This window comes from Mesorhizobium sp. LSJC269B00 (assembly GCF_000502815.1).
Taxonomy (GTDB): domain Bacteria; phylum Pseudomonadota; class Alphaproteobacteria; order Rhizobiales; family Rhizobiaceae; genus Mesorhizobium.
The window spans coordinates 131,226-158,173 of record NZ_AYVN01000004.1; the positions used below are offsets into that span (position 1 = coordinate 131,226).

The 26,948-nt window shown below is 60.0% G+C and carries 23 protein-coding genes and 1 pseudogene; 14 read left to right on the forward strand and 10 right to left on the reverse strand.

What is annotated here, in order from left to right:
• Positions 1-161: 161 nt before the first annotated feature.
• Genes X771_RS153315 through X771_RS153300 form a run of 4 tightly spaced genes read left to right on the forward strand, consistent with a single transcriptional unit; the run spans position 162 to position 2,534 of the window.
• Positions 162-623, forward strand: a complete 462-nt coding sequence (locus tag X771_RS153315) for a hypothetical protein (RefSeq protein ID WP_245262569.1) — start codon at positions 162-164, stop codon at positions 621-623.
• Positions 620-1,840 (forward strand): divalent metal cation transporter, encoded by a 1,221-nt coding sequence (locus tag X771_RS153310; protein ID WP_023668066.1) that lies wholly within the window; start codon positions 620-622, stop codon positions 1,838-1,840. Before X771_RS153315 ends, X771_RS153310 begins: the two co-directional genes overlap by 4 nt.
• Positions 1,840-2,199, forward strand: coding sequence for a hypothetical protein (locus tag X771_RS153305; RefSeq protein ID WP_023668067.1), 360 nt, complete (start codon positions 1,840-1,842; stop codon positions 2,197-2,199). The genes X771_RS153310 and X771_RS153305 overlap by 1 nt, the downstream gene beginning before the upstream one ends.
• 2 nt (positions 2,200-2,201) lie before the next feature.
• Positions 2,202-2,534: a hypothetical protein gene (locus X771_RS153300; protein ID WP_023681169.1), complete on the forward strand. Its 333-nt coding sequence runs from the start codon at positions 2,202-2,204 to the stop codon at positions 2,532-2,534.
• A 79-nt stretch (positions 2,535-2,613) separates the two neighbouring features.
• On the opposite strand, the gene X771_RS0133840 is transcribed toward X771_RS153300, so the two are convergent.
• Positions 2,614-3,189 (reverse strand): GNAT family N-acetyltransferase, encoded by a 576-nt coding sequence (locus X771_RS0133840; protein WP_023681170.1) that lies wholly within the window; start codon positions 3,187-3,189, stop codon positions 2,614-2,616.
• Between the two features lie 202 nt (positions 3,190-3,391).
• Between X771_RS0133840 and X771_RS0133845 the strand changes: the two genes are divergently transcribed.
• From X771_RS0133845 to X771_RS153275, 5 genes are all read left to right on the forward strand, one after another.
• Entirely contained in the window at positions 3,392-3,712 is a 321-nt protein-coding gene (locus X771_RS0133845; RefSeq protein WP_023807304.1) for a hypothetical protein, read from the forward strand.
• A 626-nt stretch (positions 3,713-4,338) separates the two neighbouring features.
• Positions 4,339-4,749, forward strand: a complete 411-nt coding sequence (locus X771_RS153290; RefSeq protein WP_023681172.1) for a DUF427 domain-containing protein — start codon at positions 4,339-4,341, stop codon at positions 4,747-4,749.
• Between the two features lie 40 nt (positions 4,750-4,789).
• Complete coding sequence (locus X771_RS153285; RefSeq protein ID WP_023681173.1) at positions 4,790-5,209, forward strand: HD domain-containing protein; 420 nt, start codon at positions 4,790-4,792, stop codon at positions 5,207-5,209.
• Positions 5,210-5,539: 330 nt separating this feature from the next.
• Positions 5,540-6,046: a ferritin-like domain-containing protein gene (locus X771_RS153280; protein WP_023668075.1), complete on the forward strand. Its 507-nt coding sequence runs from the start codon at positions 5,540-5,542 to the stop codon at positions 6,044-6,046.
• Between the two features lie 128 nt (positions 6,047-6,174).
• Positions 6,175-7,221, forward strand: a complete 1,047-nt coding sequence (locus X771_RS153275; protein WP_023696313.1) for an ATP-dependent DNA ligase — start codon at positions 6,175-6,177, stop codon at positions 7,219-7,221.
• Positions 7,222-7,877: 656 nt separating this feature from the next.
• Here X771_RS153275 and X771_RS1000000169870 read toward each other — a convergent pair.
• Complete coding sequence (locus tag X771_RS1000000169870; protein ID WP_348524523.1) at positions 7,878-9,422, reverse strand: Ku protein; 1,545 nt, start codon at positions 9,420-9,422, stop codon at positions 7,878-7,880.
• Positions 9,423-9,424: 2 nt separating this feature from the next.
• Between X771_RS1000000169870 and X771_RS153260 the strand changes: the two genes are divergently transcribed.
• The 4 genes and pseudogenes from X771_RS153260 (at position 9,425) to X771_RS153255 (ending at position 18,728) form a co-directional block, all read left to right on the forward strand.
• Positions 9,425-10,045 (forward strand): isochorismatase family cysteine hydrolase, encoded by a 621-nt coding sequence (locus X771_RS153260; RefSeq protein WP_023687850.1) that lies wholly within the window; start codon positions 9,425-9,427, stop codon positions 10,043-10,045.
• 449 nt (positions 10,046-10,494) lie between these two features.
• Positions 10,495-10,629, forward strand: coding sequence for a hypothetical protein (locus tag X771_RS1000000169720; RefSeq protein WP_280790991.1), 135 nt, complete (start codon positions 10,495-10,497; stop codon positions 10,627-10,629).
• A 183-nt stretch (positions 10,630-10,812) separates the two neighbouring features.
• Positions 10,813-16,642 (forward strand): annotated as a pseudogene (locus X771_RS1000000169170) (HAMP domain-containing protein).
• A gap of 10 nt (positions 16,643-16,652) precedes the next feature.
• Positions 16,653-18,728: a response regulator gene (locus tag X771_RS153255; protein WP_023687852.1), complete on the forward strand. Its 2,076-nt coding sequence runs from the start codon at positions 16,653-16,655 to the stop codon at positions 18,726-18,728.
• 125 nt (positions 18,729-18,853) lie between these two features.
• Here the strand turns inward: X771_RS153255 and X771_RS1000000169725 are convergent, their stop codons facing one another.
• The 7 genes from X771_RS1000000169725 to X771_RS153225 all read right to left on the reverse strand — a co-directional run bounded on the left by X771_RS1000000169725 (position 18,854) and on the right by X771_RS153225 (position 24,491).
• Entirely contained in the window at positions 18,854-19,288 is a 435-nt protein-coding gene (locus tag X771_RS1000000169725; RefSeq protein WP_348524277.1) for a GFA family protein, read from the reverse strand.
• Positions 19,275-19,466: a hypothetical protein gene (locus tag X771_RS153250; protein ID WP_023687853.1), complete on the reverse strand. Its 192-nt coding sequence runs from the start codon at positions 19,464-19,466 to the stop codon at positions 19,275-19,277. The genes X771_RS1000000169725 and X771_RS153250 overlap by 14 nt, the downstream gene beginning before the upstream one ends.
• Before the next feature lie 26 nt (positions 19,467-19,492).
• Entirely contained in the window at positions 19,493-19,810 is a 318-nt protein-coding gene (locus X771_RS153245) for a hypothetical protein (protein WP_023687854.1), read from the reverse strand.
• Positions 19,811-20,073: 263 nt separating this feature from the next.
• Complete coding sequence (locus X771_RS153235; protein WP_023687856.1) at positions 20,074-21,045, reverse strand: SDR family oxidoreductase; 972 nt, start codon at positions 21,043-21,045, stop codon at positions 20,074-20,076.
• Between the two features lie 183 nt (positions 21,046-21,228).
• Positions 21,229-21,870: a hypothetical protein gene (locus X771_RS153230; protein WP_023687857.1), complete on the reverse strand. Its 642-nt coding sequence runs from the start codon at positions 21,868-21,870 to the stop codon at positions 21,229-21,231.
• A gap of 453 nt (positions 21,871-22,323) precedes the next feature.
• A complete protein-coding gene (gene ftsZ, locus X771_RS0133860) occupies positions 22,324-23,304 on the reverse strand; it encodes a cell division protein FtsZ (RefSeq protein WP_023702103.1) in 981 nt (326 codons plus the stop codon).
• A 317-nt stretch (positions 23,305-23,621) separates the two neighbouring features.
• A complete protein-coding gene (locus tag X771_RS153225) occupies positions 23,622-24,491 on the reverse strand; it encodes a LysR family transcriptional regulator (protein ID WP_023687858.1) in 870 nt (289 codons plus the stop codon).
• Between the two features lie 532 nt (positions 24,492-25,023).
• Here X771_RS153225 and X771_RS153220 point away from each other — a divergent pair.
• Positions 25,024-26,121: a DUF930 domain-containing protein gene (locus X771_RS153220; RefSeq protein ID WP_023687859.1), complete on the forward strand. Its 1,098-nt coding sequence runs from the start codon at positions 25,024-25,026 to the stop codon at positions 26,119-26,121.
• 39 nt (positions 26,122-26,160) lie between these two features.
• Here X771_RS153220 and X771_RS153215 read toward each other — a convergent pair whose 3' ends face one another.
• A complete protein-coding gene (locus X771_RS153215) occupies positions 26,161-26,937 on the reverse strand; it encodes a ribonuclease activity regulator RraA (RefSeq protein WP_023687860.1) in 777 nt (258 codons plus the stop codon).
• Positions 26,938-26,948: the final 11 nt, after the last annotated feature.

The window sequence follows — 26,948 nt, forward strand, 5'->3', positions numbered from 1 at the left end:
CGCGGGCCCCCCTCTTTTAACGGCTGTCCGGGATGGAGCGTTTTGTTACGTTGGACTAGCCGACCTCACAGGCTCGTCGTCGGTTTCGTTTGACGAGCTCTCCGAGCGCTCTAGATCATTGATGCCGGACGCAGTTGGTTCGGGCAGGGGAGGAAATCCGCGTGGCGCATCCAACGCGCGCTGTACCCCATAACGACCGTCATTTTCCGGTTGGCTGGCTGTGCTTGCTTCTGATGCTAGCCGGGTTGGCCGGATGCTCGTCTTCCAATCAGGTGGCGCAGCAATCACGAAGCGCGGCCTCCGCGGCACAGACCGTATCGATGGTACTGGATGCCTGGGTGGAGGGAGCGGCACCGTCCGCCTATGCCACGGCCGCACTGCACTCGGTCGGAAAAACGCTGGCCGATGTCGAGGCGCAAATTCGATCGGCCGAGACCGCTGAACTAGCCGAGCGAGCAGGACTGACGGCAGCAGTCAACAGTTTGTCGGTGGCGGTGGCGCATGCCGAGGCGGGATTGCGGGTGAACAATCGCGCTGAGGTGAAAAGCGCACAACAGGATCTTCGGGCGGCCATGCGCTCGCTCGCCGCCGCTTACACCAGCGCTTTCGGACCAAAGCCGTGAAGAAGCTTCTGGAAATATCGCTTGGCGTCGTCACCAGTGTCGGAGGTTTCCTCGAAGTCGGGTCGATGGCTACGGCGGCGCAGGCGGGTGCCGCCTTCGGATTCCAGCTAATCTGGGCCATAGTTCTCGGCACCATATGCATCATCTTTTTGGTTGAAATGGCCGGTCGGTTCGCCGCGATGAGCCATCACACGATCTCAGAGGGCATTCGTGAAAGATTTGGGTTCAACGTCTTCCTATGGCCGTTGCTCGTCGTCCTTCTCGTCAATTTCATGGTGCTGTCCGCTGAGATCGGCGGTGTGGCCATCGCACTCGAACTTGCCACCGGCATAGGCTTCCAGTGGTGGGCACTGCCGGTGGCGTTGCTGGCATGGTTGCTGCTGTGGAAAGGCACGTTTGGCTTTATCGAGAAAGGCGTTTCGGTCCTCGGCCTCGTGACGCTGTGCTTCGTGGTTGGTGCGGTGATGTTAAAGCCCGACTGGACAGCGGTCGCTGGCAGCGCCGTGCCTTCGCTGCCGGCTCACGATGCCATCAATTACTGGTTCATGGCGGCCAGCATTCTCGGCGCGTCAATATCGCCTTATCTTTTCATGTTCTATTCCTCGGGAGCTATCGAGGACAAATGGGATGAAAGCCACCTTGGGGCCAATCGTGCCATCGCCGGGCTGGGCATGACCTTCGGTGGGACCATTTCGATCGGCGTGTTGATCGTCGCTGCTCTCGTTCTCGCGACGCGCGGCATCGACCAGGTGGACGACTATCACCAACTGCCGTTGATGCTGATCCCTATATTCGGCTTCTGGGGGTTCGTTCTATTCGTTGCCTCGCTCGCCATTGCCTGTTTCGGCGCCGCACTCGAAGTCGGGTTGCAACAGGCATATCTGGTGGCGCAGGGCTTTGGCTGGACCTGGGGTGAGGATCGCAAGCCGCGCGATGATCCGGGCTTCAGTGCCGTCTATACGGCATCATTGTTTTTGGCCGCCATTCCGATCATGCTTGGCCTCGACCCACTGAGGCTGACCATCTTTTCCATGGCGGTAACGGCGGCGAGCCTTCCGCTGACGGTAGTTCCATTTCTCTTCCTGCTGAATGACGAACGATATGTCGGCGAACATCGCAACGGCATCATTTCGAATGCCGCCGTTGTCTTCATTATCGCGCTTGCCTTCGTGCTCGCCGTGGTGACGATTCCGCTGCAGATATTCGGAGGCACATGATGGAATTGATGCGTGATCTCCTGGACAAGCAGGTGTTCGACCGCCGGCGGGTCAAGATCGGCAAGGTCGACGGAGTGGTGGCCGAGTTGCGGCGGGGCAAACCACCAAGGATTGTCGCGATAGAACTCGGCTCCATCACTTTGGCGCGCCGCCTTGGCGCGCGGCCCGGGGAATGGATGGCGCAACTGGCGACGAGGGTGGGTGGCAAACGCCACGCCGAGCCACACAGGATTGCGTGGAAAAAGGTGCAGGACAACGGGCTCGACATCGAATGTGACATCGAGGTGGGCGAGACGTCGATTTTCGCCTGGCAGGACTGGTTGCGCGATCATGTCATCGGGCGCATCCCAGGAGCGTGATGATGAGGACAGTCAACCTCGAACATCTTGCCGGGCGACGCGTGCTCTCGCAGCGTGGAAAGAGCATCGGTCACATCGAAGAGATTCTCGCCGAACAGCGTGGGGACGAGCTCGTCGTTACTGAATTCCACGTTGGCATCTACGCCGCGTTCGAGCGTCTGTCGGCTTCGACCATCGGCATCGCGATGCTCGACCTGTTTCGGCTGCGCCGTCGCGACGGCCTGTACCGCATTCCCTGGGATAAACTCGATATCTCCGATCCGGCGCGACCGCGGCTGCTATGCCCGATGACCGAGCTTCCTGGATGGAAAGGGCAAAAGGACCTTCGGGAGTAGATGGCTACGGCTGGGAGGGCTAAGGCGCCGGCGTTTTGCCGGCGAACAGCCGTTCGTGCAGATGGCGCCTCCGCAAAGATTACTGCAGGTTCTTGCGAAGGAAGATGCGGGCGTGTCCTGGAATAACGAATTCGACCTTGCCGAATTCCTCAAACCCATGATGCCGGTAAAATTGAGGCGCCTGGAAACTGCTCGTCTCGACGACGGCTCTCTTGCATCCACGCCTAACGGCTTCCTCCTCGATCGCCATAAGAAGCTGTGATCCATAGGATCGGCCACGCAATTTTTCAGGCAAGAAGAACATGTCGAGAAACAGGAGCCCCAGTTCCGTTCTGCCCCAAATTCCACCCCAGATCTTTCCGGAGGGGTCGGTAAGCTCCGCGCCGATCACTGCCCGGTCATCGATTCCGGTTTGTTCGATGTTGTGTCGATAGAGCGCAGCGGCCGCCTGCGTTCGTGCATCCCCGTTGTGAGCCAGAGCGATTGTAAATCCTTCGGATCGAGCCGGCATGCGTTCTGCTCCTGCGTCGGAATGGTCTTGAGATTCAACCGTCAGATTAACATCAAGGCGGCCGGTTCGCTCGCAGCTCTGATCGCCGCTTCTGTTGTAACCCGTCTTGCCCACATTCCGCATCGCGATCCGCGTCGGATGCATGCAGCCGCGCCCAACATATCGCTTTGGTGTTGAACAAAGCCCATCCTGCCCTTGTCAGGTCTTATCACAATTCGTGCGCCGTCAAGAGTGTCCACCTCGACGAAGGCTGCTGCGGATCACAATCCATTACGCCGGGAACAATGAGAAAAACCTGTCGTTGGGAAAGCGATCGCAATTCGGCGATTCAAACACGGAGACTCCAATGTTGAAGAAAATTCTAGCCGCGTCGGTGATAACTATTGCCTTGGCCGGTTCCGCCTTGGCGCAGACAAATGGAACGGGTGCTGGCGGCACGGCTGGCACGGGTAATGGAACTGGTACTGGAACTGTCGGCAGCGGCGGCGCCGCTGGCAATGGCACTGGCAGCGGGAATGCGGCCGTGCCAACCGATCCGAATTCCACAAACTCGACTACAAAATCGAACGGCATGACCGACCGTTGCAAGGACGCCGCAGGCAATGACATCGATAACAACACTGCAAGTGGCGCAACGACCTCGACCGTGCAAAATTGCAACAAGTAGCCGATGGACCTAGCGGCTTCGGCCGCCCGAAGGCCCGCCATCAAGACAATGGCGGGCCTTCGAGTACGTGCCTCGCATGGCTGGATACATAGGAGCACATGTGTCCAAAGAGACCCGGCGGGCCAAACTCGATCGCTTAGCAGCCTCGATTCCGAAGCACGAATTCGAATTCCTAATGAAGATTGCAAAGCTAAGCCGTCATGACTTACTTGGCCTGATCGCTAAACACGATGGCGGCAGGGACAAGGTCTATAGGGACCTTGCGGCCCAGTTGGCAGCAACTGAGGCCGCCCCGGAGCCCGTACATGAGGCGGCAGCTGACGACGGCCAAACAGCTGGAGCATCTCCAGCCACGAACTCGCCCGCCGGCAAGTAGCGGCGAAGATCATTTCGGTGCCAGCCCTGACGCTCAACGGAAGCGACGACCGTGTCGTCCTTCCAAAGTCTTCGAATGGGCTGGACGAGCATTTCACCGCGCCTTACCAACGAGAACTGCTGGATACGGCAAGCGGTAGGCGCTTTAAGTCCGGCCCGCCATTCAGCTTCATCGGACATGCCGGAACCTGAAGCGCCGCCGCGCATTTCGTCTCCAGGCATCTTGCGGTAATCGCCAGGGAGAAATTCAGATGCAAACTTCAGGCGCAACTTCACAACACCACCTTGGCCGATTGGCCATAGAACCGTTTTCCGGCACGGTGACGGTGCGGTTTTCCGACGCCATCGTCGCAGCTACGGAGCGGGCGAAGGTCCTGCGTGAAGACGGGCACGAGCCCGTTTTCTATATCCCCTTCGAGGACATCTATTTCGATCTTTTCGAAAAGACCGACACCACCAGCTGGTGCCCGCTCAAAGGCACCGCAAGCTACTGGCGTGTCCACGCCGTCGGCAGTTCTTCCGACGATTTCATGTGGGCCTACGAAACGCCCGATGCGGCTGCTCTGGCTATTGCAGGTCACGGCGCTTTCGATCCGGAAAAGGCCCGTATCGATGTCGACCCTGCCGAGGACAAGCGACACACGCCACATATCGTCGAATAGGTTTCATCAGGCAGAGACAATCACGGTAACGACAGGCGCGATGAGCATTTTCTACCAGGCGGCAAAGATTGCGGAGGAGGTTCACGCGTCGCAGCGCGATAAGACCGGGCGGCCCTACATCGAGCATTGCCGCCGTGTCGTCGACGCCGTCGAGACAATCGATCAGAAGACTGTTGCCTACCTTCATGACGTTCTTGAGAAAGGCGAAGGCTGGACCCGCGCCAAGCTCGAAGAAGCAGGCTTCGGACCTACAATTACCGCGGCGGTCGATGCCATGTCGCGCAGGCCGGATGAGGAGTATTTCGCCTTTGTCCGGCGGGCTGCGTCGAACCCAGTGGCGCTCCCCGTAAAACGCGCCGATCTGGAGGACAACATCTGGCAGTCGAGGCAGGTCGGAGCGTCGGCGGCCAAATATGAAGAGGGCCTTCGCATACTTGACCAAGAGTTCTCCCGACAATAGTGCGCGCCCGACGCTGGCATTGCATCTGCCGAAGCAGCCATCGCCTGCGAGAGCTTGCGGCGCACAGCACGTTTCGGCTCTCCTGGCCGTCAGTTTTTCCGCGCCGGCGTGCGCCTGAGGGTCCTCGCTGGACCATCGAACGTGTGATCGGGTCAAAGCTCCTCCGGAGATGGACCGCAGCGTCTCGAAAAGGAGTAACGGCCGGCTCGGAATCAGGAACTCCTCCAGCACCGGTGCGTTGACCAGCAAGCCGGGACGAGTTCCCGGCCTCCGCGGGTGGCGGGCAAGCCGCCGCCGAACCCGAACTTCTGCACAATGAAAGGTAAGGCCATGGGCTTCTTTTCGAAGGACATCAAGACACTCGACGATCTCTTCGTGCACACGCTGCGCGACATCTATTACGCCGAAAAGCAGATCGAGAAAGCGCTGCCGAAGATGATCGGCAAGGCAACCGATCCGCAATTGAAGGCCGGATTCGAAAAACACCTCGAGCAGACCAAAGGCCATATCGAGCGCGTCGAACAGGTGTTCGAATTGCATGGCGTCAAGGCCAAGGAGGTCAACTGCCCGGCGATAGACGGCATTCTGGAGGAAGCCGACGATGTGAGCGGCGACGTCGACGACAAGGAGGTTCTAGACGCGGCGCTGATAGCGTCGGCGCAGGCGGTCGAACACTATGAGATGACCAGATATGGCACGCTCATCGCCTGGGCCAAGCAGCTTGGCCGCAGTGACTGCGCCAACGTATTGGCCAAGAATCTGAAAGAAGAGCAGGCGACCGATCGCAAGCTCACCGAAATGGCGGAAAGCAAGATCAACATGCAGGCTGCCGAGTAGACCGTCCCAGGTCATGATGAGATTGGTTGAAATCTCATCATGACCTAACCCTGTTGGAGCATGATTTTTTCCAAAGCCGGCACCAGTGCTGCGTTGAGTCGATCTCCATCGTTGTCCACGGAACTTTCATGACGGGCGAATCTGCCATCTCTCGCGATCTGCCGACGAGTGTAAAATCGTCTTTCGGCGTGGCGTTGAGCACGGCGCCGATGGAAGCAAAGGCTGCCGACACGTTGCCGGCCGATGCTGGCCGATGGCAATACGAACCCAAATGGGACGGGTTTCGCTGCCTGGCCTTTAAAGCCGGCGCGGCCGTGGAGTTGCGTGCAAAATCCGGCAAGCCGTTAGGGCGGTATTTCCCGGAAGTCGTCGCGATGTTGCATGAACTGAAAACAAAAGAGTTCGTGGTCGATGGTGAGATCGTCATCGAAATTGCAGGCTCTCTTTCTTTCGACGCCTTGCAGATGCGGCTGCATCCGGCGGAAAGCAGGATCCGGAAACTGTCGGTCGCGACGCCGGCAAAGCTGATCCTCTTTGACATGTTGGCGACCTCCGAGGGCGCCTTGATGCAGCAGCCGCTCTCGGTTCGGCGCGCTGCACTCGAACTGTTCGTAAAGTCGGCCGCGCGAAAGGATCTCGAACTGTCTCGGGCGACGCGTGATTTGGCGGCGGCAGGCAGATGGCTTGGCCAATCCGGACAAGGTTCGACCGACGGGGTCGTTGCCAAGCTTCTCGATGACGAATATCGACCCGGCGAGCGCGCCATGGTCAAAGTCAAGCGCCTGCGCACGGCCGATTGTGTCGTCGGAGGGTTCCGCTACCTGGCGAATTCGCGTGAAGTCGGCTCCCTGTTGCTTGGCCTGTACAATGACCAGGGGCAACTCGACCATGTCGGGTTCACTTCGACGATCGCCCGGGAGGACAGGGCCAAGCTTACGCGACAACTTGAAGCTTTGCGATCGGCTCCTGGCTTCACGGGAAAAGCGCCGGGCGGTCCCAGTCGGTGGAGCACGGAAAGAAGCGGACAATGGGAGCCATTGCGGCCCGAACTGGTGGCGGAGGTGCGGTTCGATCATGTCACCGGCGATCGTTTCCGTCATGGCACCAAATTTCTGCGATGGCGTCCTGACAAAAGCCCGAAGCAATGCACGTTCGAACAGATACTTGGAAAATGAGGATTGGCGAGGCGTCGACAGGTCCACACCATCGAGACCAAATCCGTCAAGCATTCGGCGCAGCCAAATCCAGTCGCATTTCACTGGCGATCTTGAACCCGGCGGCGAGATAAACGCCTTTGCAGGAGGATGCCGGACCAAACTCGTTGTTCAGTCTGTCACCACGCCTCGCTTTGGCGGATCACGGTTCTCGTCCGGATTAGGAACTGGCACTTCGTCGGGAAGAAGATCCGGCTCAGGCTCGCGTATGTCCGGCGTCCACGTCGGCGCATCCACTGGCGGCTCTTCGGTTGGCTCTGGTTTGGGGGGCACATCTATTCTCCGGGTTTCGCTTGGGCGTGGGGTTCGGCCCGCCACAGGTCGCGCGTCGCCGCGTCTGGAGGCGAAAGGGTCTTTTCACACCCCATGTATTTTTACCGATGGCCAGCGGTCCTGGGGCTTGTCGGCGCCCGATCAGAGTCCTGCGTTCCGGCTCCTTTGAGCGCAATGTTGGCATCCGCTGCCTCTGGCTCTTTGAGGACTGCCCTGTCGACGTTCTTGATCTCGGCCATAAGGTGCATCGTCCTTGGTGGCCAACGGGCAACCGCGAGAATTGTTCCGAGCTATTAAGGGCGGCTGGAGCTGCTGTGCGGACCTTCTGGCTGGGCAGTTATCAACTATGCTGTCTTGCGTTTCGGTGAGGCTCTCTTTGTGGATCTCGCCAGCCCTTCCTGTTTGAGGCTCTTCTTCAGCACCTCAGCGAGGTTGATGACATTCTCCTGTGGCCTTGGTGCGGGCTTCGGCAGCTTCTTGCCTTTGCGCTTTGCATCGATCATGGCGATCAGCGCGTCTTCATAGGTGTCTTCAAATTTCGAGGGATCGAAGGTCGTCACTTTTTTGTCAATAAGCATGCCGGCGATTTCGAGCAGATCGGGGTCGTATTTCTGCTTGGCCAATCCATCGAACACAGTGCTTTCCGAAACCATTTCGTTGTGGTTGCGAAGCTCGGTCATCACCATGCCCTTGCCATAGGGCTGAATCAGCACTTCGCGGCCGCGCTGGTAGAGCACCACGCAGGATCGAGCGGCCACGCCCTTGTTCTTCATGGCATCGCGGATCACTCCGTATGCTTCGATTGCGGCGCCGTCGGCCGGGATCAGATAGTAGGGCTTCTCGAGATAGCGCGTATCGATATCGTCAATCGATACGAATTCGCCGACTTCGAGCGTGTGCTTCGACGTCAGCTTCAACGCCTTTATGTCGTCAGGTTCGATCTGGAGAAATTCGTCTTTTTCGATCTCGAAACCCTTCACCTGATCCGCTGCATCCACCAGCTTTCCGGTCTCCTCGTCGGCGTAGACGCTCCTGACCGGCAGACCGTCCTTGCGGTTCAAAATCTTGAAATGGATCTTGGATGCTTCGCTGGTTGCGCCGACAATCTTCACGCCGCAAGTAACCGAACCAACCTTCAAGAAGCCCTTCCAGGCAGCACGTGGCGCGGCCATTTTGCGCTTATCCCGTTTCCAGCTAGGGCAACGCGTTTCCGTTCGAATTGTTCCTGCGGCGGGGGCTCGGTGCACGTCAATGTCCGGCGGGGAAGTCCTGTCGGTCTCGACAGCCGGGCCGGCGCCTGCATCCGCAGGAACCGAAAGCGCACCATGAACATTGTCAGACACAGGCAGGAGAGTGTCATGCAAGTCGTTCGGACCGAAGTGGTGAATGCCAGGGCGCCAGACGGGCAGTCGGTTCGCCGGGTGATATTTTGCGGCGAGGGCGGCGACTGCGTTACGGTGGACATGGCAAACGTCGGGATACAAGCTGAAGATGACGTGCTTGCCCGCGCAAAGGCAATCCTGGTCCAGACAGCGACCTTTGATCTCGCAGCCAATGAATATGACGCGAGCAGCAACGGCAATTTCGACCAGGTCGAGATAACCTCTGCAAGCGACGGCGCCGGCGACGTATATGTCTTTGAGTATCGCGATGGCGAAACCAGCCGACGCATACCGCCGTCGAGGATGGCGAGCCTTGAGGCGGCCCGGTCCGAAGCTATCCGCTGCGCAATCGATCTTCTCGCCGACCTGCAGCCTGGCACGGACGCTCTGTCCGGCTGGCTTGTGAGGGTATCCAACGAAAACGGTGAATTGCTTTACACTGTTGATGTGGCTGAGGCCGATGCAGCGCGGCAGGCAAGCCAGTAACCCAAACCCGACGGAATCCACCAGTGGCCGCCCAAGGATTGATTCACGGACCAATAGGCGACGATGGCCTGCATCTGTGCGTCGACATGCAGCGCCTGTTTGCGCCGGGTGGACCTTGGCCCGTGCCGTGGGCTGAAAAGGTGGTCCCGGCGATCGAAGAACTGGTCGCCAGACATGCCAGCCGTACCCTGTTCACGCGCTTCATTCCTGCCGCCCGCCCGGGCGAGGCGCCGGGAATGTGGGCAAACTACTATCGTCGGTGGGCGGAGGTAACCCTTTCCAACATCGATCCGCGCCTGATCGAGCTGATGCCTCAACTTGCACGATTTGTACCGCCGGCGACGGTGGTCGACAAACATGTCTATTCGCCCTGGACCGAGGGGCGGCTCGACGCGCTGCTGAGTGGCTCCGGCGTGCGTGCGCTCGTGATCACCGGTGGCGAAACCGACGTTTGCGTTCTCGCGACCGTGCTTGGCGCCATCGATCGTGGCTTTCGCGTCATTCTCGTCACCGATGCCATCTGCAGCTCTGCCGACCAGACCCATGACGCACTGATGGAAGTCTACCATTCCCGCTTCAGTGAGCAGATTGAGGCGGCCAGCATGGCGGAGGTGTTGGAGTGTTGGCCACAACTCACTCGCTGATCTGGGGGGCTTCAAGTGAAAGGGCCGACAATCGTCATTCTGGTCGGGCGGACTGTTTCAGTTGGCGGACGGCACTACAGTGAACCGGAAAACGTATATGAACGGCACGATTGCCTGATCTGCTCGCTCGCGTGAATCAGTGTCTGGAAGCGTACAAAGCCTTGCAGAGCTATCGACAGCGCGGCCAACCGTCATAGAATGGACAGGATACAGCGCCGAAGACTCGATGCCGGCATCTAGCAATCTTTGCGAGACATCCGGCGCCTCTGCCGTCGGCCTTCCGCTGGGAGGGTGATTTGCTGAAAAGCGAAGTCATTGACCTTGAAACCTAGTCGCTGGCAATCGCGCTGACGACATTGTGTCGACGGCGTTTGCGGTCGATGGAATCCGCGCAAGTTTCCTGAGTGTCGCTGCGACGACGAGGAATTGTCGGGCTTATGGTCCATGCCATGTCCGGCAAGAAAATTGCCGTGAGCTTCGACCACCGGGTGGCTGCCTCGCCTTCCGAGTTGCGCAACGCAATTCATGCCTCTCTGGCAATGGCAAACGGCTATGACGTGTCGTGGTCGGCTGAAGCACGATAAATCCACAACCGCATCATGAAAATCCGGCGTTCAAACCAAGGCGCAACCGTCGGCCTGGAATTCACGGCACGATGGAACAAAATTGAAGATGCCGCGTTTGGGGTCTTGCGGCGCGATCCACCATTGGCCGCGGGGGCAACTTTATCCGTATAAATCCATAGGGCTGGGAGTGGCGCTGTGACCGTGCAGGCATCCAAGAAGCAATTGGACCGTCGAAGCATCCTGAATTCTCTGAAAGCCTTCCGGCGCGGCGATTTCTCCGTCCGCATCGACAATGTTTATGAAGGCCTCGATTCTGAGATAGCTGAGACTTTCAATGAGATCGCTGACCTCAACGACCAAGTGACGCGCGAGTTCGAGCGCTTGAGCCGGGTCGTCGGCAAGGAGGGGCGGATAGGCGAGCGCGGCCGGGTTCGCAATGCCACCGGCAGTTGGGAATCCAGTGTCCGTTCAGTCAATGATCTCATCGAAGACATGGTTCAGCCAACGGCTGAGGTTGCGCGCGTTATCGGCGCCGTCGCCAAGGGCGACCTTTCGCAGACCATGATGGTCGAAATTGATGGCCGACCGCTGCGCGGCGAATTCCTGCGCATCGGCAAGATCGTCAACACCATGGTCGGCCAGTTGGCCTCCTTCGCCTCTGAGGTGACGCGCGTGGCGCGCGAGGTCGGTACGGAAGGCAAGCTCGGCGGCCAAGCCCGGGTCAAGGGCGTCGCCGGCACGTGGAAAGATCTGACCGACAACGTCAACGCGATGGCCACGAACCTGACCGGGCAAGTGCGCAACATCGCGGAGGTTACGACGGCGGTCGCGTCGGGCGACCTGTCGAAGAAGATCACAGTCGATGTCAAGGGCGAAATCCTAGAACTGAAGAACACCATCAACACGATGGTGGACCAGCTTAATTCCTTCGCTTCGGAAGTGACGCGCGTGGCGCGCGAGGTCGGCACTGAAGGCAAGCTTGGCGGCCAGGCGCGCGTTGAGGGTGTTGGTGGTACGTGGAAGGATCTGACCGACAATGTGAATTCCATGGCCGAGAACCTGACTGGCCAGGTGCGCAACATCGCCGAAGTGACGACCGCGGTGGCTTTGGGCGACCTGTCGAAGAAGATTACGGTGGACGTGAAGGGCGAGATTCTCGAGCTGAAATCCACGATAAACACGATGGTGGACCAGCTGAATTCATTCGCGGGCGAGGTCACGCGCGTGGCACGCGAGGTTGGCACCGAAGGCAAGCTTGGCGGCCAGGCGCAGGTGCGCGGCGTCGCCGGCACCTGGAAGGACCTCACCGACAACGTCAACTCGATGGCCGAGAACCTGACCGGTCAGGTGCGCAATATCGCCGAGGTGACCACGGCGGTCGCGTCGGGCGATCTGTCCAAGAAGATCACGGTCGCCGTGCAAGGCGAAATCCTGGAACTCAAGGACACCATCAACACGATGGTCGACCAACTGAACTCCTTTGCCTCGGAAGTGACGCGCGTGGCACGCGAGGTCGGCACCGAAGGCAAGCTGGGCGGCCAGGCAGAGGTGAGGGGCGTCGGCGGCACATGGAAGGATTTGACCGACAACGTCAATCTCATGGCCGCCAACCTGACTGGCCAGGTTCGAAACATCGCAGAAGTCACCACCGCCGTGGCGCGCGGCGACCTGTCGAAGAAGATCACCGTCGACGTCAAAGGCGAGATCCTGGAGCTCAAGGACACCGTCAACACGATGGTCGACCAACTGAACTCCTTTGCCTCTGAGGTCACGCGTGTGGCCCGCGAAGTGGGATCGGAAGGCAAGCTTGGTGGCCAGGCGCATGTCGAAGGCGTCGGTGGCACCTGGAAGGATCTGACCGACAACGTCAACGCCATGGCCGGCAATTTGACGGTGCAATTGCGCGACGTGTCCAAGGTGGCAACGGCCATCGCGACCGGCGACTTGACCCAGAAGATCACTGTCGACGCGCTGGGCGAGATCTTGCAGATCAAGGACGTCATCAACACGATGGTCGACCAGCTCAATTCCTTCGCTTCGGAAGTGACACGTGTGGCGCGCGAGGTCGGCTCCGATGGCAAGCTCGGCGGCCAGGCCCAGGTGCGCGGCATCGGCGGCACGTGGAAGGATCTGACCGAAAACGTCAACGCCATGGCGGCCAACCTGACCGGCCAGGTGCGCAACATCGCCGAGGTAACCACCGCCGTGGCGCTCGGGGACCTTTCGAAGAAGATCACCGTCGATGTCCGCGGCGAGATCCTGGAGCTGAAGGACACCATCAACACAATGGTGGACCAGCTTAATTCCTTCGCTTCGGAAGTCACGCGCGTGGCACGCGAGGTCGGCACGGAAGGCAAGTTGGGAGGCCAGGCGCAGGTGCGCGGCGTTGCCGGCACGTGGAAGGATCTCACAGACAATGTGAACTCGATGGCCGAGAATCTGACCGGCCAGGTGCGCAACATCGCCGAAGTCACGACCGCCGTGGCGCGCGGCGACCTGTCGAAGAAGATCACNGTGGAAGGATCTGACCGAAAACGTCAACGCCATGGCGGCCAACCTGACCGGCCAGGTGCGCAACATCGCCGAAGTCACGACCGCCGTGGCGCGCGGCGACCTGTCGAAGAAGATCACCGTCGATGTGAAGGGCGAAATCCTGGAGCTCAAGTCGACCATCAACACCATGGTGGACCAGTTGAACTCCTTCGCCGGCGAGGTCACCCGAGTCGCGCGTGAGGTTGGCACCGAGGGCAAGCTTGGTGGCCAGGCGCGCGTCGAAGGTGTTGCCGGTACCTGGAAGGACCTGACCGACAACGTCAACCTGATGGCGACGAACTTGACCAATCAGGTGCGCGGCATCGCCGATGTCGTGACGGCGGTCGCGCAAGGCAATCTCAGGCGCAAACTGACGGTCGACGCGAAGGGAGAGATCGCCCTGCTGGCCGACACCATCAACGGCATGATCGAGACGCTTGCCACCTTTGCCGACCAGGTGACCAACGTCGCCCGTGAGGTGGGCATCGAGGGCAAGCTCGGCGGTCAGGCGCGTGTGCCAGGTGCCGCCGGCCTCTGGCGCGACCTCACCGACAACGTCAATCAACTCGCTGCCAATCTGACCACCCAGGTGCGTGCCATCGCCGAGGTTTCGACGGCGGTGACCAAGGGCGATCTTACCCGTTCGATCAGCGTCGAAGCGTCCGGCGAGGTCGCCGCGCTAAAAGACAACATCAACGAAATGATCCGCAATCTGAAGGATCAGACGCTGAAGAATGCCGAGCAGGACTGGTTGAAGACCAATCTCGCCCGGTTTTCGCGCATGCTGCAAGGCGAGCGCGATCTTGCCACCGTCTCGCGGCTCATCATGTCCGAACTCGCTCCTCTGGTGAACGCCCAGTATGGGGTGTTCTACGTCACCAATCGCGACGAGGAGGAATCCTATCTTGAGCTGGCGGCTTCCTATGGCGCCGAGAGCAAAGCTGCCATCAAGCAGCGGCTTGATCTGCGAGAGGGCCTGGTTGGGCAAAGTGCCGCCGACAAGCGCGCCATCATGCTGGACAATGTGCCGCCAGAATTCCTTCGGGTCACATCTGGTCTTGGCAGCGCCTCGCCAGCCAATGTCATCATCCTGCCTGCCCTGTTCGAGGATGAAGTCAAAGCCGTCATCGAGCTCGCCTCGTTCGGCGAGTTTCGTGACACACACCAGTCGTTCCTCAACCAGCTCATGGAATCCGTCGGCATCGTTCTCAACACCATCGCTGCGACGATGCGCACGGAGGGCCTGCTCAAGCAGTCGCAACTGCTGACGTCGGAATTGCAAGCGCGTCAAACCGAGCTGACAAAAAAGCAGGAAGAGCTGCATGCGACGAACGAGGAGCTGCAGGAAAAGGCGCAGCTGCTCGAGAACGAAAAGAAGCAGGTCGAAAACAAGAATCTCGAAATCGAGATGGCGCGACGCGCGCTGGAGGAGAAAGCCGAGCAACTGGCACTCACGTCGAAATACAAGTCCGAGTTCCTGGCCAATATGAGCCACGAACTGCGCACGCCGCTCAATTCGCTGCTCATTTTGTCAAACCTGCTGGCGACCAACCAGCACGGCAACCTCAACGAAAAACAGGTAGAGTTCGCCCGCACCATCAATTCGGCAGGAACCGATCTTCTCAGCCTCATCAACGATATCCTCGATCTGTCGAAGATCGAGTCGGGCACTGTTTCCATCGACATCAACGATATGCCGGTGACGCATCTTCGCCAGCATATGGAACGAACTTTTCGTCAGCTGGCAGCCGACAAGGGACTTGGCTTCACCATCAAGGTCGATCCGGCGCTTCCCGACACGGTCCGCACAGATGAGAAACGCTTGCAGCAGATTGTCCTCAACCTGCTTTCCAACGCATTCAAATTCACCTCGGAAGGCGAGGTCAGCCTGAACTTCCGGGTTGAAAAGGCCGGCCGCCGCAATGGCGCGACGCAGCCGGTGAAGGCTCTCGCGATCGCCGTCACCGACACCGGCATTGGCATTCCAGAAGACAAACAGAAGCTGATTTTCGAGGCCTTCCAGCAGGCCGACGGCACCACCAGCCGCAAGTATGGCGGCACCGGCCTTGGGCTCTCGATCAGCCGCGAGATCGCTCGCTTGCTTGGCGGCGAATTGCGGGTCGAAAGCACGCCGGGCAAGGGGTCGACATTTACCCTCATCATCCCGTTCGACGGCCCCCGCGTGACGACAGTACAGTCGACCCTGGCTCCGGCGGCGGAGGCGGTTACTGCGACAGCTCTGCTCAGCAGTCCGGCCTCGGCAGAGCTGATCGACGACCGCGATTCAATCCTACCCACCGATCGGATCGTGTTGATCGTCGAGGACGACCCGACCTTTGGCGGGTTGCTGCTCGGCCTCGCCCGGTCAGCCGGGCTGAAAGGCGTTCTGTCGAATGCAGGTTCCGGCACGCTGGCATTGGCCCGCAAGCTCGTTCCCGACGCAATCACGCTTGATCTCGGGCTTTCGGATATCGATGGCTGGGTGCTTTTCGATCTGCTGCGGCATGACCAGAAGACGAGGGGAATTCCCATCCATGTCATCTCGGGTGCCGAAGACATCGACAGTCTCGCACGCAAGGGGGCGTCCAGCATTTCCACCAAGCCCGTTTCCTCGGACGAGCTGATGAAGGTGTTTCAGGATATCCACTCGAAGAAGCTCCGCGTTCAGCGCCGCGTTCTGGTCGTGGACCCTGACCCGGAGCGGCGTCTGGCGCTGGTCGAGGCAATCCGCGACGGCGTAACGTCGGTCACCGCGATCGGTCGAGTTGCGGCAAATGCAGAAGACGTTGGCCTCGCCTCCTATGATGCCGTCGTGCTCGGCTTTGGACGCTCCGCCAAGGACAACGCAAAGGCGCTGGACGAGATCACCGGCCACTTCGGCGAAGCCTTGCCGCAGCTGCTGTTCTTTACGCCTCACCCGGACGCGCTTGAACAGGTACTGGCGTTGAACCCGGCCTTGGCGGAAGCACCGCGGGCGGAGAACTTCGCTCAATTGGCGCTGCATATTTCGGCAACGCTGCCGGGAGAAGGTCGCCAAGAGGCCTGGGCAGGAACTGAACACAACGGCAAGTCCGATCTCGCCGGGGCGAAAGTTCTCATCGTCGACGACGACATTCGCAATATCTATTCGCTCACCAGTGTTCTGGAGACCTATGACATACAGGTTCTGCATGCCGAGCGGGGCCGTGATGGCATCGCGCTTCTTGAACAGGCGCCCGATGTCGACGTGGCATTGATCGATATCATGATGCCGGAGATGGACGGCTACGAGACGATGCGGCGGATTCGCGGCACACCGGCGATTGCTCATATCCCGCTGATTTCCGTCACCGCAAAGGCGATGAAGGGGGATCGGCAAAAATGTCTGGATGCCGGGGCTTCCGACTACATCGCCAAACCCGTCGACCTGGATCTCCTGCTGGCACTGCTTCGTGTCTGGATCGGGCGTGCCCGATCCCGTGTCGAGAGCCCGGAAAAACTTCTCCTGGCAGCGAACTGACGGCCGTTCGATGCAAAAGCTGGCAAGAAACAGGGTAAGGAAACTTGAGGTGGCAGCTCTTGCCGAAGGGCCGGCAAGAGCCCGCATCCTGGCGGTGGACGACGATGAGCGCAATCTGCTGGCGATCAGCGAAGTGCTCGCGACTGTCGGAGAGGTCATCTGCGCCCAATCGGGCGAAGAGGCTCTGCGCTTTCTGCTGAAAGAGGAGTTCGCCGTCATTCTCCTGGATGTCCTCATGCCAGGGTTGGACGGGTATGAAACGGCCGCACTTATCCGCCAGCGCGAGCAATCCAAGCGCACCCCAATCATCTTCTTGACCGCCATCAACAAGGAGGATGCGCATATGCTGCGCGGCTATGATGCCGGCGCGGTCGACTATGTGTTCAAGCCATTTGATCCGATCATGCTGCGTTCGAAAGTCGCGGTTTTCGTCGAACTCCACGAGAAGACGCTCGAGATCCAGCGCAAGGCGGAGGTCGAGCAGGGACTATTGGCGCAGGCGTTGCAGGCGCACAAGGACAAGCTTCAGGCCGAACGCGCGCTGCGCAGCGCCGAGCAACGGCAGGATGCCATCCTGAATTCGTTGCCGGTCTGCTTTCATGCTCGGGCAGCCGAGCCACCCTTCGCGGCGCGCTTTGTTACCGAGGGCGTCGAGCGCTTGACCGGCTTTGCGCCTGAATACCTGACATCGGATCCGGAGTTCGGTCTCAGCCGCGTTCATCCCGACGACCTGCCGCGATTGAAGCAAGCGCTGCTGGCGGCCAAAACCACCGGCTCCTATACGTGCGAGTTCCGCTGGCATTGCGCCAATGGCGAGTATCGCATCTTTCTCGACCAGGGCGTGATGTCGGACGGCTCAGATGGCCGTGAACCGGAAATTATCGGCACATTGCTTGACATCACCGAGCGGCGCGGTCTTGAGGATCAGCTGCTTCAATCCCAGCGCATCGACGCTATCGGCAAGCTAACCGGCGGCCTGGCGCATGATTTCAACAACCTGCTCGCCGCAATTCTCAGTGGGTTAGGGCTGCTTGAACGCCGGGCTACGTTGGATGATCAGGCGCAACAGGTACTCGACCTGACGCGGCGTTCTGCAAAACAAGGCGCTGACCTTGTCGCGCGAATGCTGGCATTCTCGCGGCGCCAGACCCTGAAGCCGGAAGCGGTGCGCCTTGCTGCGCTGGGCGACACGATGAACGGATTGGTGGCGCCCGTGCTGGGGGGGTTGATCCGTTTCGACTGGCAGATCGATGACACGATCTGGCCGGTGCATGTCGATGCAGGCCAACTTGAATTGGCCTTGATGAATCTGGTTTTCAACGCGCGTGACGCCATGCCCTCTGGCGGGACAATAACCGTGCATGCGCAGAATCGATCGATCGGGACGCCAACAGAGGATATTCCGCCGGGCGACTATGTCATGATCGCCGTCAAGGACACCGGATCCGGCATACCTCCCGATCTTGTCGCCAAGGTCGTCGAACCGTTCTTCACCACCAAGCCGGTCGGTAAGGGAACGGGCCTCGGCCTCAGCACGGTCTACGGCTTCATGAAGCAGTCAGGTGGGACACTTCGCATAGAAAGCGTCGTCAACCGCGGAACTACCATGCAACTCTGGCTGCCACGATCGACCGAACAGCCGGTCGATCCTGTGGTGGAACCCGACATTGAACGAGCGTTCGCCGATGCCGGGATGGAGCACCCATCAATCCTCCTGATCGACGACAGCCATGTTTTGCGGCAATTGACCGCCGAGTCCCTTCGCCAACGTGGTTTCGAGGTGACCTGCGCGGGAGGAGGGGCGGAGGCGCTGGCCATGATGGAGCGCACTCCCAACCAGTTCGACGTCATTATCACCGACTTCGCCATGCCACTCGTATCCGGCGTCGACGTGATCCGCTTCGCGCGCAATTTGCGCTCGGACTGGCCAGCGGTCATGATCACGGGCTATGCCGATGCCCGGGAGATTGCCGATCGGCCGGCCGACGTGCCCTTGCTCGGCAAGCCCTTCCGCGACGAGGATCTGTTCGAAGCGATTTTCCTCGCGATAGAGAATGCGGCCCCCCAAAGGATCAAAACCGGCTAGCGCTTAGGGCTTGTCGACGGTCTGGCCACGTCGGCAGGCCGGGCAGATCGAGACCGCACTTTCGGGGCACGGCGACAAGGGCCGCATTCCTGATCGGCAATCTAGGTCATTCGCAACAGGCGGCGCTACCAGCGCTCCTCGGTGTCGCGGTCCGGTAGGTCTATTCCGCAGCACACCCAACCAAGGCGCTGCGCTGAACCGTAGTTGTACCGAGGCACCAGGTGAGCCGGATCATCGAAGGTACCGACGTGCAGCGCGATCTCGGTTGGCGACGCGTCGTAGCAAAGGCTGAGCGGCGACCCGCATTCTGGGCAGAAGCCTCTTTGTGCGATCGGCGAAGACCTTCGATATGTTGGCGTTCCGGAATTCCAGGTCAGGCTTTGGCAGGGCATCCAGGCAAGAACTGCAAACGCGCTGCCGGTCGCTCGTCTGCACATATCGCAGTGGCAGTAGTGAGCCCTCGGTTCGATCCCGGCGCTGAATCGGATCCTGCCACAGAGACATCCGCCCTTGATGGCCAAGGAGCCGGGTAGGCGCTTGCCAACCTCACGCATTAACATCGATCAAGGCGGCGCCGAACGCTCCGATCGCAGTCAAAGAGGCACTGCCGATGTTCTTGTCGGCGATGTTCTTGTCGGTTGCGAAGGCGGTCAGCGCGGCGAAGCCTTCGTCGCCGAGGTCGAGCACCACGACGAAAATTCTTTGCCCGCTGACCTGATTGACGAGCTTGGGTTTCATGGCGTTCCGAACCTGTTGCGGGGCAGTTAATGGGCATGGTGCTCGGCATTCCGCTTGCGTGTTGCCGCTGCCTTCTTTGCCGATTCCGATCGGCTTGCGGCTGACCGTGAAGCCGATGCCTTGCCGCCGCTTTTCCCACCCTTGTGGGCCGCGGGGTGTCCGGTGTGTTTACCACGACCCGAGCCGCCTTCTTTCTTGCCGCCGCCATCGTCCTTGTTGACGGTCGCCCATGCCCGGCGCTCGGATTCCTTCTCGGAAACACCGCGCTTCTCATAGCCTGCGGCAATGTGGTCGGCTTTGCGTTCCTGTTTGTCGCTGTATTTCGATTTGTCGCCTCGTGGCATGGTCGTTCTCCAATGATGTTTGAACGGTATGCCGGCGGGAGAGTTCCAAGCGGAAATTCAGAAAATTGAAAACGCGAGCGAGGATTTCGGCCAACACGGAGCGCTATTGCTCCGGAGCCGTGGCGGGTGCCGTGTAGCGGCGGCGCACGGCACCGATCACGCGTTTCTTGAAGCGATCGAGCGCGGCAAGCGTCTCCCTGGAGACGACGTCGTCGCGTGCCGTCTACTCGGTAGCCCAATGCAATGAAATACGTTCCGCGACCTCAGTAGCCACCGACCACCGGCAGGATCTCTCCCGTGATGTAACTCGAGCAATGCGACGAGGCGAGGAACACGTAAGCCGGGGCAAGTTCTTCCGGTTGCGCTGGCCGTTTCATCGGCGTATCCGCGCCGAATTTCGAGACGTCGTCGGCTTCCTTGTCCGAAGGGTTGAGCGGCGTCCACACCGGACCTGGCGCGACCGCGTTTACCCGGATGCCCTTGCCGATCAGATTGCCCGAAAGCGCTCGCGTGAAGGCATGAATGCCGCCCTTGGTCATCGAATAGTCAACCAGTTGCTTGGAACCGTCGATGCCGGTCACCGAACCGGTATTGATGATCGCGGAGCCCGGCTCCATGTGCGGCACGCTCTCCTGCGCCATATGAAAATAGCCGTAAAGATTGGTCTTCAGCGTCGTGTCGAAATGTTCCTCGGTCAGGTCGTTGAAGTCACTGGAATGGATTTGGAAAGCGGCGTTGTTGACCAGCACGTCGATCCTGCCGAATTTTTCGACCGTCAGCGCCACGGCGTTGCGGCAATGCTCGCGTTCACTGACATCGGCTTTTATCAGTATGCAACGCCGGCCTTCCTTTTCGACGGCGTTTTTGGTCGCTTCGGCGTCTCTGTCTTCACTCAAGTATACGATCGCAATGTCGGCGCCCTCGCGGGCGAACAAGACTGCCACCGAACGGCCGATGCCGGAATCACCACCCGTGATAAGCGCTACCTTGTCGTCGAGTTTTTTCGATCCGAGGTAGTAAGGCGCATCGTAGAGCGGAGCGGGCTCGATCGCCCATTCATGCCCCGGTTTGGGTTGATGCTGCTCGGGAAAAGGTGGCTCGGGATATTTGCGGGCGCCGGCTTGCATCGCTTGTTGCATTTTGCCATTGCTCTTCGTCTCGTCTTTGGCGTCGATACCACGCTGGATATGGCGTTGCTTGGCGGCTTCGGCTGAAGTCTGCGACTTAGTCTGCATGGCTTTCTCCTGTGCTCGGAGAAGGAACAACGCATGCCGGGCAAAAAAGTTTGCGGAAATGTCTCGATCCCGAAAGGGCTCGCCATTGCGAACAGCCTGCGAGGGGCGTGGAGCATTGGTCGTCAATAAGATCGGAATTGCCATGCCGGTGGCGTTCAGACAAACACCACATTCATTACCCGCTCAAAGCACGCTCTTTTCAGAACCATAGGGTTTGGCAATGCGGACCATGCCTTTCGTCCGAAGGCGCTGGTATAAATAGAAAATCGTCATCAAGCCGATTGCTGTTCCGGCACCAAGACACAGCGCGAGCAATAGTTCTGCACCGACACGAAACGCAAGCAGAGTAACGCCGGCCGCAGCGACGATGGCATTTATGAATGCGATCATAGTCGCTGCAGTGGTCAGGTACGCCAGGAGAGGCCCAGTACGAAGAGAAGGTTCGGCGTCATTTTCGGGCCAGCGACCGAATTCCTTGGAAAACTGGAAGGCAGCCTCGTCGCCCAAAGTTCGATAGTAGGCTCTGATCCGGGCAATGCCGATATGGGCCTGCATGTTCTCAGCGGCGATGTCGACCAACCTCAAGACGGTAAAGGCACCCAGTAAAAAGACCGATGGCAGCACAACCGCGACAAACGGCAGGAAGAACTCGGAGGACTGCGTAACAAAGCCCGTTGCCACCAGAGCGCTCGACAGAGACATAATGTAGATGGTCGTTCGCGACGCCATTTCACTTATGGACGTGCTGATCGCTGTCTGCTGCACGAAATGCTCTGTCGTCAGGGCCGCGAGAAACGAAGCATCGGGTATCGGCGTGTCAGCCATGGAGTATGCTCCTGTCGGGTCGACCTGAGTTTTTCTTCGATATAGCGCTTGCGAGGCTGGCCGCCACTGGATGCTCCCGACGTCTGACCCATGCCGGTTTTATTGTGCCATATCCAGCGAGCCCGCATCACCGATCAGAAAGGGCCGATCATGTGGTCAGCAGACGCTGGCCATATCGCAGGCGAAATGTCTGCCGTGGTCAATCCGTATGGCCTCCTGTTGGGGATCTGGGTCGAAGCGCATTCGCGGCGGTTGCAGTTGGGAGCGGTTCCGCGGCGGCGCTGATGCGAGTGCGCGCATTCATGGCAGCGGCCTCGAAACGAATTCGGTCCCTAGGCCGGCAACGCAAATTCACCGGCAAGTTCAATGGTGCGGGCTTGCGGGCCGACTTTTCGGTGGCGAAGCCCATGACCACGGTCCACCAGACTCATAAATCAGCAGCCCGGATCCTGCCTACTGCGGTATCTCCAGGCCCTGCCGCAATCCTGTCGCGACGACTGAGACCCTGAATTTTCCGGCGAGTGCCCGGTCGAATATGGCGCCGACGATGATGTCGGCGTCGGCGTCGACCTCCTCGCGGATGCGGGTGGCGGCCTCATCGACTTCGAACAGCGTCATGTCCATGCCGCCCGAGATCGAGACCAGGACGCCCTTGGCGCCGATCATCGAGGCTTCGTCGAGAAGCGGGTTTGCTATCGCCGCTTCGGCGGCCTTCCTGGCGCGGTCCTCGCCCGTGGCTTCCCCGGTACCCATCATTGCGCGACCCATGTCGCGCATCACCGACTTCACGTCGGCGAAGTCGAGATTGATCAGCCCCTCCTTGACGATGAGATCGGTTATGCAGCCGACGCCGGAATAAAGGACGCGATCAGCCATGGCGAAGGCGTCCGCGAAAGTCGTCTTTGCGTCGGCGATCCTGAAGAGGTTCTGGTTCGGAATAACGATCACGGTATCGGCGCATTCGCGAAGCTGCTCGATGCCCTCTTCGGCGGCTTGCATGCGGCGCTTCCCTTCGAAGGTGAACGGCTTGGTGACGACGGCCACGGTCAGGATGCCGGCTGCCCGTGCAGCGTTCGCTATGACGGGCGCGGCACCGGTTCCAGTTCCGCCTCCCATGCCGGCGGTCACGAAGCACATATGGGTTCCCGCAAGGTGGTCCCTGATCTCGTCGATCGATTCCTCGGCTGCCGCGCGGCCGACCGCCGGCAGCGACCCGGCGCCCAGGCCTTCCGTGACATGGGCACCCAGCTGGATCAGCCGCGATGCTTTCGACATGGTCAGTGCCTGGGCATCGGTGTTGGCGACGATGAACTCCGCACCCTGCAGATTTTCGGCAATCATGTTGTTGACCGCGTTGCCGCCGCCACCGCCCACACCAATGACGGTTATCTTCGGCCGCATTTCCGAGATGACGGGCCTTGCCGCGGTGCTCATCGTCTTGTCTCCTTGGAATTGATCGACAAAAAGTTCCCGGAACGCGCCGCTTGAACACGCCAGGTGCAAGAATCAGGTTCTATCGCCTTGGCACAGGGAATCAGAGGGTGAACTTTGCGGCAAGACAAGATGTGGGACTTGTATCATATACGCCTGAATGAGCCGACCTTTTGAATGGGTCTAGTCCAATGTTCCGGAATTCGCTCGGCTTCTGGCCAGCGAAAATCCACAATCCGGGATCCAACCCCTTCAAGCTTCACGCGCCCGCCTCACGCGCGAGAACCTTGAGAATCTGGCGGCCGATCGACGCCTGACGCTTAGCGGATCGGCATCTTGCCGCGAAACAACGGCTGATGGGCCCGCATCAGAGCGGCAATCCGGTCGGCAATCTTTCGTACTGGCGGGGAGTGGCGTTCCTCATGATGGGTGACGATCCACTGGTCGGTTTCGAGTTCGGGGATAGGCTGAGCGACGCGAACCAGCCGCGGATCGCTGTCGCCGACGAAACACGGAAACACGGAAAGGCCGGCGCCCGCGGCCACAAGTTCTCGCACCGAATGGGTGTTGTTGCCTCGCACGGCGATGCGGTCGCCGTGATGGGCTTGCAGCCAGCGCGCCGAGGCGACGTTTGCTCCTTCGCCGGTGACGCCGACGAACAAGCCGGCAGCGATGCCGTTGATCAGGTGGCATCCGGAATAAATGGCATACGCGACCTTGCCGCTCTGGCGGCCGGCCAGCCACTGTTCGGTTGGACGCTCGCTGCGGATGCCGATATCGGCGGCGCGGCGACCGATGTCGACCCGGTCGGTGGTGGTGACGAGTTCCACCCTGATGCCGTCATCGACCGTCCAGATTTCGCCGATATGGGCCGAAACGAAGGCCGAGGTCCAAGGCCCGGCCGAGACGCGGACAATGCGGTCGGGCAGGTTTCCCTCGCGCCAGCGGGTCAGCGACTGCATTGCTGCTTCGACGTCTTCGGTGCGCCGCAGCAGTTCTTCACCGACCGGGGTTAGCCGGTAGCCGGTCTGCTGCCGTACGAACAGCGCTTCGCCGATCTGCTTTTCGAGCGCGGTGACGCGTCGTCCGAGTGTGGCTGCGCTGAGGCGCGTGGTTGCCGTAGCCGCGCTCAGGCCACCCAGCCGCGCAACGTCGAGAAACAACCTCAGATCGTCCCAGCCAATATCCATTTTGCAGAAATGAAAAACTCCTTGCGACCGTGGCTGTAGCGCGAAGCGGCCATCACGCGCAAGTATATAGGCATTGGAAGCGCTTGATAATTCTGCCCTGGCGGGAAAATGACAGGCACCTCGGTTGGCCAGGCAGTCAGCGCAATCCGTTCGATCGTGCATACGCTTTGCGCGATTGCTTTGCGTTTTCGAGCAATCCAAGAGCGTGGGTATCCCGCTCGCCAAGGAGACGATCATGTTGCATGAACTTCGACACCGTTTCGCCCGCTGGCTTGCCTATCGCCAGACGCTTGCGAGCTTGAGGCGGCTTCCAGACAGCATATTGGCGGATGCGGGCCTTTCTCGCGAAGAGCTCCGCGAGCGAGCCCGCGACGCCAGCCTGCGTCGCTGAGATTGGAGGCGGGCATGCAGAGAATGGAGCCGGCGGCGAGAAGCAATCAGGCGTCGTCTCCTCACTGCTGAGCTGCGGCTGAATGCGCCAATACGGTTGCCACGCTTGATGCCGCCGCAGTTTCGCTCCACATCGTGAGGGATGAAGACCGAGACATCCGAGCGGCGGCGGACTTTGCTGTGGGCCTTGCCCGCATCGCTGGTCCTGCATGCGCTCATCACCGCGTTCCTGGTCTATGGCCTGCCCGTTCCTGCCCAGCAGCCGCAGGAGGAGCGGGCGGTGAACGTCGCGCTCGTGCCGCCGCCCGAACAGCCAAAACCGAAACCCGCTCCCGCGCCGCGGCCACCGCAACCCGGAAATCCTTCGGAGCAGAAGGTTGAAAAGCAGGCACCGGAAAAGCTGCCGCCAATCGAGGTCCTGAGGCCTGTTTTTCAGTTCGGCGACAAAGACACTGGCCCTAAAAAATCCTTGGATGGAGGCAGCGCCCAAGACAATGCGCCATCGCCGCCCAAGGATAACGAGCCACAGTCGGCTGTCGCGCCAAAGAATGCGGCGAGTAAACCCGCCTCAGCGCCAGACGCCGGAGAGCCGGCAGAGTCAGCCAAGATTAATGAGAAACCGGAAGCGGACAAACAGGAGGCTGCGACCCCACCCGCTGACAAAGAGGCATCCGCGGCCGCAATGCCTTTGGCTGCCCATGGGGACGACGGTGAGATCGAGCTTCCCGCGTCGGCTCAGGCGCCTCGGACCAGACCCGAAAACGTGCCGAAACGCCGCCCCGCAAAGGCTACGAAGTCAGGACGCGGAATCACCGAAGAGCCAAACTCCATCGACGTGGCCTCGGCTACACCGCGGCCATATTCGGGCCTTCCGGGCGTTCGCAAACTCTTTTCGCAAGGCGCTACCGGTGATGTGTTCGCAACGAACTCGATGGCCGACGTGCCTCGCGATCAACGGGCCGCCAGACTTTGCGCCAGCGTTCTTGAGCAAGAGTTGAACGACGCCTCTTATTCTCCCCAACTGATCCCAAGCATTCCGCTCAAGGCCGGCAATGTTCTTGACGCCCCAGACACCGCTTTCCGCACGGCAACGACATGGTACCATCTGAGCTTTCGGTGCGGTATCGACATCAATGCGACGCGGGTCACGTCGTTCGCCTTCCGTGTCGGAGCCGCCGCCTCGCCAGACGAAAGCGCCTTTCTTGATCGGGACGTTCGTCGGCGGCGCGGTCCCGGCTGAGACGGCCCCCCAGTAGTCTGCCGGGGGGCACATCGAATTTCACCGCACATATGGATCGTCTTGAATGCCTGCGTCAATCGCCGGACGATTGGCTTTGCGCCACTCCTCATATTCGCCGCGGGCATCGTCATGCAGCGGATAGTAGCGCTGCAGCGGTGCGCCCTGCATCAGCTTCTCTCGCGAGAACTCTTCCCAATCGTGATGCTTCTGGGATTCTTCGATCACCTTTGCGGCCATTGCGACGGGAAGCACAACCGCCCCGTCGTCGTCCGCCACTATGATGTCGCCGGGGATCACCGTGACACCGCCGCAGGCGATCGGAACGTTGACTGCGTTCGGATAGATGCTGGTTTGCACATGGTAGTTGGGCGTCCAGCCGCGCAGCCATAGCGGCAGATCGAGCTTTTCCACATTCGGCCGGTCGCGCATGCATCCATCAATGACGATGCCCGCGCCGCCTCTGCCCTTGAAATAGGTCGACATCATATCGCCGAAGACGCCCGAGCTCATGTCACCGCGCGCGTCGACGACGACCACATCGCCTTCCTGCGCGTGATAGAGCACGTGCCGGTGCAGTTGCGTTTCCGGGTCGGCGTATTCTCCCTCGCTGAAGAGGTCCGGCCGCTGCGGCAGGAACTGCAGCGTCAGCGCCGGCCCGACGATCGACTTCCCATGGTTCTGCGCCACCGGACCGACCATGTGCGGATTGCGGAAACCCATGTGGCCTAGCGCGCCGGCAACCGTCGCGGCGCCGATTTCCCTCAGGGCGTCAATGAGGTCTTTGGGCGGTCGCGTGATGTCAGGGATATGCGTCATTGTGGACTCCG

Coding starts and splice junctions, on each gene's coding strand:
- X771_RS0133840 (WP_023681170.1), bottom strand. CDS start 3,189: ATGCATCCGACGCGGATCGCGATGCGGAATGTGGGCAAGACGGGTTAC.
- X771_RS1000000169725 (WP_348524277.1), bottom strand. CDS start 19,288: ATGTTAATGCGTGAGGTTGGCAAGCGCCTACCCGGCTCCTTGGCCATC.
- X771_RS153245 (WP_023687854.1), bottom strand. CDS start 19,810: ATGCCACGAGGCGACAAATCGAAATACAGCGACAAACAGGAACGCAAA.
- X771_RS153305 (WP_023668067.1), top strand. CDS start 1,840: ATGGAATTGATGCGTGATCTCCTGGACAAGCAGGTGTTCGACCGCCGG.
- X771_RS153220 (WP_023687859.1), top strand. CDS start 25,024: ATGAAGACCGAGACATCCGAGCGGCGGCGGACTTTGCTGTGGGCCTTG.
- X771_RS153255 (WP_023687852.1), top strand. CDS start 16,653: ATGCAAAAGCTGGCAAGAAACAGGGTAAGGAAACTTGAGGTGGCAGCT.
- X771_RS1000000169720 (WP_280790991.1), top strand. CDS start 10,495: ATGTCCGGCAAGAAAATTGCCGTGAGCTTCGACCACCGGGTGGCTGCC.
- X771_RS0133845 (WP_023807304.1), top strand. CDS start 3,392: ATGTTGAAGAAAATTCTAGCCGCGTCGGTGATAACTATTGCCTTGGCC.
- ftsZ (WP_023702103.1), bottom strand. CDS start 23,304: ATGAGCACCGCGGCAAGGCCCGTCATCTCGGAAATGCGGCCGAAGATA.
- X771_RS153290 (WP_023681172.1), top strand. CDS start 4,339: ATGCAAACTTCAGGCGCAACTTCACAACACCACCTTGGCCGATTGGCC.
- X771_RS153215 (WP_023687860.1), bottom strand. CDS start 26,937: ATGACGCATATCCCTGACATCACGCGACCGCCCAAAGACCTCATTGAC.
- X771_RS153235 (WP_023687856.1), bottom strand. CDS start 21,045: ATGCAGACTAAGTCGCAGACTTCAGCCGAAGCCGCCAAGCAACGCCAT.
- X771_RS153275 (WP_023696313.1), top strand. CDS start 6,175: ATGACGGGCGAATCTGCCATCTCTCGCGATCTGCCGACGAGTGTAAAA.
- X771_RS153250 (WP_023687853.1), bottom strand. CDS start 19,466: ATGAAACCCAAGCTCGTCAATCAGGTCAGCGGGCAAAGAATTTTCGTC.
- X771_RS153285 (WP_023681173.1), top strand. CDS start 4,790: ATGAGCATTTTCTACCAGGCGGCAAAGATTGCGGAGGAGGTTCACGCG.
- X771_RS153230 (WP_023687857.1), bottom strand. CDS start 21,870: ATGGCTGACACGCCGATACCCGATGCTTCGTTTCTCGCGGCCCTGACG.
- X771_RS153280 (WP_023668075.1), top strand. CDS start 5,540: ATGGGCTTCTTTTCGAAGGACATCAAGACACTCGACGATCTCTTCGTG.
- X771_RS153225 (WP_023687858.1), bottom strand. CDS start 24,491: ATGGATATTGGCTGGGACGATCTGAGGTTGTTTCTCGACGTTGCGCGG.
- X771_RS153300 (WP_023681169.1), top strand. CDS start 2,202: ATGAGGACAGTCAACCTCGAACATCTTGCCGGGCGACGCGTGCTCTCG.